4 protein-coding genes are annotated in these 6,710 nt (G+C 76.5%); all 4 read left to right on the top strand.

The annotated features are described in order from the left end of the window. The first annotated feature begins 85 nt into the window (after window positions 1–85). A complete protein-coding gene (mfd, locus tag AB6N23_RS16435; RefSeq protein ID WP_412867065.1) occupies window positions 86–3,589 on the top strand; it encodes a transcription-repair coupling factor in 3,504 nt (1,167 codons plus the stop codon). 92 nt (window positions 3,590–3,681) lie between these two features. Beyond that, entirely contained in the window at window positions 3,682–4,338 is a 657-nt protein-coding gene (locus tag AB6N23_RS16430; RefSeq protein WP_412867064.1) for a SurA N-terminal domain-containing protein, read from the top strand. A gap of 13 nt (window positions 4,339–4,351) precedes the next feature. Next, window positions 4,352–5,395, top strand: a complete 1,044-nt coding sequence (locus tag AB6N23_RS16425) for a MazG family protein (RefSeq protein WP_412867063.1) — start codon at window positions 4,352–4,354, stop codon at window positions 5,393–5,395. Between the two features lie 103 nt (window positions 5,396–5,498). Then, the coding region (locus AB6N23_RS16420; RefSeq protein ID WP_412867062.1) for a Re/Si-specific NAD(P)(+) transhydrogenase subunit alpha at window positions 5,499–6,710 on the top strand (1,212 nt) is incomplete at its 3' end.

Here is a 6,710-nt window from a genome sequence, read left to right as displayed (position 1 = left end):
CCTGCTCACCCCCAACCCGCAGCGGGTGGGCGTCTCCACCGCCGCCGTGCCGCGGCTCGTCCACCGGGCCGGGGCGGCGGGCTTCCTGCGGTCCGCGCTGCCGGCCCGCGCCGCCGCGGGCGGCCCGGCGGGCCGCCCGCTCGTCGTCGTGACGGCGACGGGCCGGGACGCCGACGAGCTCGCGTCGGCGCTGCGCTGCTACCTCCCGGACGACGACGTCGCCGTGCTGCCGAGCTGGGAGACCCTGCCGCACGAGCGCCTCAGCCCGCGGTCGGACACGGTCGCGCGCCGCCTCGCGGTGTTCCGCCGGCTCGCGCACCCGGACCCCGAGCCCGGGCCGACCGGCCCCGTGCGCGTGCTCGTCATGCCGGTGCGGGCGCTGCTGCAGCCGGTGGTCGAGGGCCTGGGCGAGCTCGCGCCGGTCGAGATCCGGTCCGGGCAGCAGGTGGACCTCGACGACGTCGCCCAGCGCCTCGTCGACGCGGCGTACACGCGCGTCGACATGGTCGAGCGGCGCGGCGAGTTCGCCGTGCGCGGCGGCATCCTCGACGTCTTCCCGCCGACCGAGGACCACCCGCTGCGCGTCGAGCTGTGGGGCGAGGACGTCGAGGAGATCCGCTGGTTCTCCGTCGCGGACCAGCGCAGCCTCGAGGTGGCCGACCACGGCGTGTGGGCGCCGCCGTGCCGCGAGATCCTGCTGACCCCGGCCGTGCGCGAGCGCGCCGCCGCGCTCGCGGAGCGCCTGCCCGGCGCCGTCGACATGCTGGACCGGCTCGCCGAGGGCATCGCCGTCGAGGGCATGGAGTCGCTCGCGCCCGTGCTCGTCGACCGCATGGTCCCCGTCGTCGACCTCGTGCCCGACGACACGCTGCTCGTGCTGGTCGACCCCGAGCGCGTGCGCCGGCGCGCGCACGACCTCGTCGCGACGACCGAGGAGTTCCTCGCCGCGGCCTGGACGTCCGCCGCGGCGGGCGCGCAGGTGCCGCTGGACCTGTCGGCGGCGTCGTTCGCGTCGTTCGCGGACGTGCGGGCGCGCGCGCAGGTGCGCGGCCTCGGGTGGTGGACGCTGAGCGGGTTCACCCTCGACGCCGGTGCGGTGGACGCGGGCACGACGCCGGACGACGGCCTCGGGCACACGGACGGCGTGCGGACGCTCGTCGTCGGTGCGCGCGACGTCGAGCGGTACCGCGGCGAGGTCGAGCGCGCGGTCGCGGACGTGCGCCGCCTGCAGCAGCTCGGCTGGCGCCTGGTGCTCGCGACCGAGGGGCACGGCCCCGCGCAGCGCATGGTCGAGCAGCTGCGCGCGGCCGACGTGCCGGCGCGCCTCGTCGCGACGGTCGACGAGGAGCCCGAGGGCGGCGTCGTGCTCGTCACGCCGGCCCCCGTCGGGCCGGGCTTCGTGCACGAGGACCTGCACGTCGCGGTGTTCAGCGAGGCGGACCTCACGGGCCGCGCCGGGTCGAGCACGCGCGACATGCGGCGCATGCCGAGCCGGCGGCGCAACGTCGTCGACCCGCTGCAGCTGCGGCCGGGCGACTTCGTCGTGCACGAGCAGCACGGCGTCGGGCGCTTCGTCGAGCTGGTGCAGCGCACGATCGGCACGGGCGCGAACGCGGCGACGCGCGAGTACATGGTCGTCGAGTACGCGTCGAGCAAGCGGGGCCACCCGGGCGACCGGCTCTTCGTGCCGACGGACCAGCTCGACCAGGTCACCAAGTACGTGGGCGGCGAGTCGCCGACGCTCAACCGCATGGGCGGCGCCGACTGGGCGAAGACGAAGGGCCGGGCGCGCAAGGCCGTCAAGGAGATCGCGGCCGAGCTGATCCGCCTGTACTCGGCGCGCATGGCGACGCCGGGCCACGCGTTCGGCCCGGACACGCCGTGGCAGCGCGAGCTCGAGGACGCGTTCGCGTACGTCGAGACCCCGGACCAGCTCGCGACGATCGACGAGGTCAAGCAGGACATGGAGAAGCCGATCCCCATGGACCGGCTCGTCTGCGGCGACGTCGGCTACGGCAAGACCGAGATCGCCGTGCGGGCCGCGTTCAAGGCCGTGCAGGACGGCAAGCAGGTCGCCGTGCTCGTGCCGACCACGCTGCTCGTGCAGCAGCACCTCGACACGTTCGCCGAGCGCTACTCGGCGTTCCCCGTGACCGTGAGGGCGCTGTCGCGGTTCCAGACGCCGAAGGAGAGCAAGGAGATCCTCGAGGGGCTCGCCGACGGGTCGGTCGACGTGGTCATCGGCACGCACCGCCTCATCACCGGCGGCGTGCGGTTCAAGGACCTCGGGCTCGTCATCATCGACGAGGAGCAGCGGTTCGGCGTCGAGCACAAGGAGACGCTCAAGGCGCTGCGCACCAACGTCGACGTGCTCGCGATGAGCGCGACGCCGATCCCGCGCACGCTCGAGATGGCGGTGACCGGCATCCGCGAGATGTCGACGCTCGCCACGCCGCCGGAGGAGCGCCATCCGGTGCTCACGTTCGTCGGGCCGTACGAGGAGAAGCAGATCGGCGCCGCGATCCGCCGGGAGCTGCTGCGCGAGGGCCAGGTCTTCTACGTGCACAACAAGGTGGAGACGATCGAGCGCACGGCGTCGCGGCTCAACGAGCTCGTGCCCGAGGCCCGCATCGCGGTGGCGCACGGGAAGATGAACGAGCACCAGCTCGAGCGCGTGATCATGGACTTCTGGGAGAAGAAGTTCGACGTCCTCGTCTGCACGACGATCGTCGAGACGGGCCTCGACATCTCCAACGCCAACACGCTGATCCTCGAGCGCGCCGACCGGCTCGGGCTCTCGCAGCTGCACCAGCTGCGCGGGCGCGTCGGGCGTGGCCGCGAGCGCGCGTACGCCTACTTCCTGTACCCGCCGGAGGTGCCGCTCACCGAGACGGCGCACGACCGCCTCCAGACGATCGCCGCGCACACCGACCTCGGCGCCGGCATGGCCGTGGCCATGAAGGACCTCGAGATCCGCGGCGCGGGCAACCTGCTCGGCGGGGAGCAGTCCGGGCACATCGAGGGCGTCGGCTTCGACCTGTACATCCGCATGGTCGGCGAGGCCGTCGCGAGCTTCCGCGGCGAGGTCGACGAGGAGCTGCCCGACGTCACGATCGAGCTGCCCGTCGACGCCCACATCCCGCACGACTACGTCGCGCACGAGCGGCTGCGCCTCGAGGCGTACCGCAAGATCGCGACGGCGGCGGACGAGGCGGCCCTCGCCGAGGTGCACGCCGAGCTCGCGGACCGCTACGGCGCCGTGCCGGCGGCGGTGGAGAACCTCTTCGACGTCGCCCGGTTCCGCCTGCACGCGCGGGCGGCGGGGCTCTCCGACATCACGGCGCAGGGCCGGTTCGTGCGGTTCGCGCCCGTCGAGCTGCCGGAGTCGGCGCAGCTGCGGCTCAAGCGCCTGTACCCCGGGGCGGTGCTCAAGCCGGCGGTGCGCACGGTCCTCGTGCCGTTCCCGACGACGGCGCGCATCGGCGGCAAGCCGCTGCACGGCAAGGACCTGCTCGCCTGGACGCGGCAGTTCGTCGACGCGGTCGTGCGCGGGGACGTCGGCGCGGCGGCGCAGGTGGGCACCCGGTAGCCGGGTCGCGGTCGCCCGCGCGCCTCCGCCGTCGGTCGTGGGCCCTACGATGGCCGCGGTCGAGGGACGACTTCCGAGGACGGGAGGCTCTGGTGACGGTGCGACGAGGCACACGGACGACCCGACGCGCGCGGGCACGGTCCCGCGCGACGGGTGCGGCGGCGGCCGCGCTGCTGGCGGCGGGGCTGCTGACGGCCTGCGCGGGGCACCCCGGCGCGGCGGCGGTGGTCGACGGCGAGGCGGTGTCGACCGACGACCTCACCGCGGCGCTGGACGACCTCACGCCGGTGTACCCGGGGGTGTCGCCGCAGGGCGTGCTGACGATCCTCGTGACCGAGCCGTTCCTCTCCCAGGTCGCCGCGGCGCGCGGCGTGGGCGTCAGCGACGACCAGGCGCGCGCGTTCCTCGAGCAGCAGGCGGTCCAGCAGCTCGGCGAGGAGGAGGCCGCGCGCCTCGACTTCGGCGAGCAGGCCGTGGTGGTCGGGCGGTACTCGCTCGCTGCCGACGCGGTGCAGGCCGCACCGGACGGGCAGGCCGCCGCCGAGGAGTACCGGCAGCTGGTGGACGACGCCGACATCGAGGTGAACCCGCGCTTCGGCACGTTCCAGGACGTCGGTGTCGCGCCGCCGACGGCGCCGGAGTGGGTGGTGCCCGAGGGCGGCCGCGCACCGGCCGCCGGCGACGGCTCCGGCGGGGACGCACCCGGCGACCCCGGCGCCACGCCCGCACCGACGTCGTCGCCGCGATGACGACGGGGCGACGATGACCACGGAGCCGCGCGGACGTCGGCGCGGGCGCCACACCACGGGCGTCGACGCCGCTGCGCCGGCGCTCCCGGACGACGTCCCGGCGGCCGCCGCGCCCGCCGCGGCGGCGTTCGGCCGGCTCGTCGCCGTCATGGACCGGCTGCGCTCGCCGGGCGGCTGCCCGTGGGACGCCGAGCAGACGCACACGAGCCTCGTGCCGTACGCGCTCGAGGAGGTGCACGAGCTCGCCGAGGCGGTCGACGCGGGGGACCGCGAGGGCCTGCGCGAGGAGCTCGGCGACGTGCTGCTGCAGGTGGTGTTCCACGCGCGCGTCGCGCAGGACGACGCGACGGACCCGTTCGACGTCGCGGAGGTCGCGGACCGGCTCGTCGCCAAGCTGGTCCGGCGCCACCCGCACGTCTTCGGCGACGACGCGGACGCGCTCGAGGCCGGCGACGTGCACCGCCGGTGGGACGACGCGAAGCGCGCCGAGAAGCCGGCACGGGAGTCGGCCCTCGACGGCGTGCCCGCGTCGCTGGGTGCGCTGGCGCGGACGCAGAAGGTCGCCGGCAAGGCGGTGCGCGCGGGCCTGCTCGACGCGACCGCGGCCGCACCGGCGCCGGACGTCCCACGCGCGGCCGCCGGCGCCGCGGGACCGGCCGACGGGGAGATCCGCACGGACGGCCCCGTGCCGGCGCCCGAGGACCGGGACGACGTGGACGCGGCCGTCGCGGTCGTCACGGGCCCGCCCGCGGGCGAGGTCCCGCCCGGCGGTCCGGACGGCGACGCCCCGCCCGGCGCCGACCGCGGCGTCCCGCCCGGCGGTGTCGACCCCGACGGCACGCCCGGCGGTGTCGACGCCGACGTCCCGCCCGGTGACGCCGACCGCCACGTCCCCTCGGACGTGGACGCGTCCCTCGGGGCGCGGCTGCTCGCGCTCGTCCTCGAGGCGGAGCGCGACGGCGTCGACGCCGAGGGGGCGCTGCGCCGGGCGGCGGCCGCGTGGGAGGTGGGGCTGCGCGCCGCCGAGCGCCGCGACGCCCCCACGCCGTGGCGGTAGGCCCCGCCCGGGACCGAGGTCCGGGGGGACCGGCCGCCGCCACCACGACGATGGAGCCGCGCCGGGCGACCGCCCGCGCGCGGTGCGACAGCGAGGAGCAGCGATGAGGATCGGCGTCCCCCGCGAGCACCGCCCCGGGGAGCGGCTCGTCGCGGCGACGCCGCGCACGGTCGCCGCCCTGCGGGACCTGGGCCACGAGGTCGTCGTCGAGGCGGGCGCCGGGGTCGGGGCGACGTTCACGGACGCGGCGTACGCCGCCGCGGGCGCGCGGGTCGGCGACGCGGCAGAGGTGTGGTCGAGCGACGTCGTCACCGCCGTGCACGCGCCGCGCCCGGAGGAGCTCGACCTCCTGCGTCCCGGCGCGACGCTCGTCGCGATGCTGCAGCCGCACCTCGACCCCGGCGTCGCCGACCGCCTCGCCGCCCGCGGCGTGACGGGCCTGGCGCTCGACGCGGTCCCGCGCATCTCCCGCGCGCAGGCGCTCGACGTCCTCTCGACGCTCTCCAACGTCGCGGGCTACCGCGCGGTCATCGAGGCCGCCGAGGAGTTCGGCGGCATGTTCGCCGGCCAGGTCACCGCGGCGGGCAAGACGCCCCCGGCGCGCGTCCTCGTCATCGGCGCGGGCGTCGCGGGACTGGCCGCGATCGGCACGGCCGGCAGCCTGGGCGCGCAGGTGCGCGCGTTCGACGTCCGCCCCGAGGTGGGCGAGCAGATCGAGTCGATGGGCGCCGAGTTCGTGCGCGTCGCCGGTGCGGCGCAGGAGGTGTCGTCGGACGGCTACGCCCGCGCGCTGACCGAGGAGCAGGAGCGCCTGACCGCCGCGATGTACGCCGAGCAGACCGCGTGGGCGGACGTCGTCGTCACGACCGCCCTGGTCCGCGGCACGGCGCCGACGACGATCACGGCGGAGATGGTCGCGGCGATGCGGCCGGGCTCGGTGGTCGTCGACCTGGCCGCGTCCGGCGGTGGCAACTGCGCGCGCACCGTGCCGGGGGAGCGCGTCGTCACGGAGGGCGGCGTCGTCGTCCTGGGCTGGACCGACCTGCCGAGCCGGATGCCGCAGCACACGTCGCAGCTGTTCGGCACGAACGTCGTCCACCTGCTGGCGCTGCTGACGCCGGCGAAGGACGGCGCCGTCGTCCTCGACCTCGACGACCCGGTGCAGCGCGGGATGACCGTCACGCACGCGGGCGAGGTGCTGTGGCCGCCGCCGCCCGTGGCCGTGTCGGCGGCACCGGCTCCGGCGGCCGCCCCCGTCCCGGTCGAGACGCCCGAGGAGGCGGCCGCCCGCGCCGCCGCCGCGCGGGACGCGCAC

This window comes from Cellulomonas pasadenensis, from assembly GCF_047229365.1.
In the GTDB taxonomy this organism is placed as follows: domain Bacteria; phylum Actinomycetota; class Actinomycetes; order Actinomycetales; family Cellulomonadaceae; genus Cellulomonas.
This window is presented reverse-complemented; position numbering and strand designations above follow the sequence as displayed.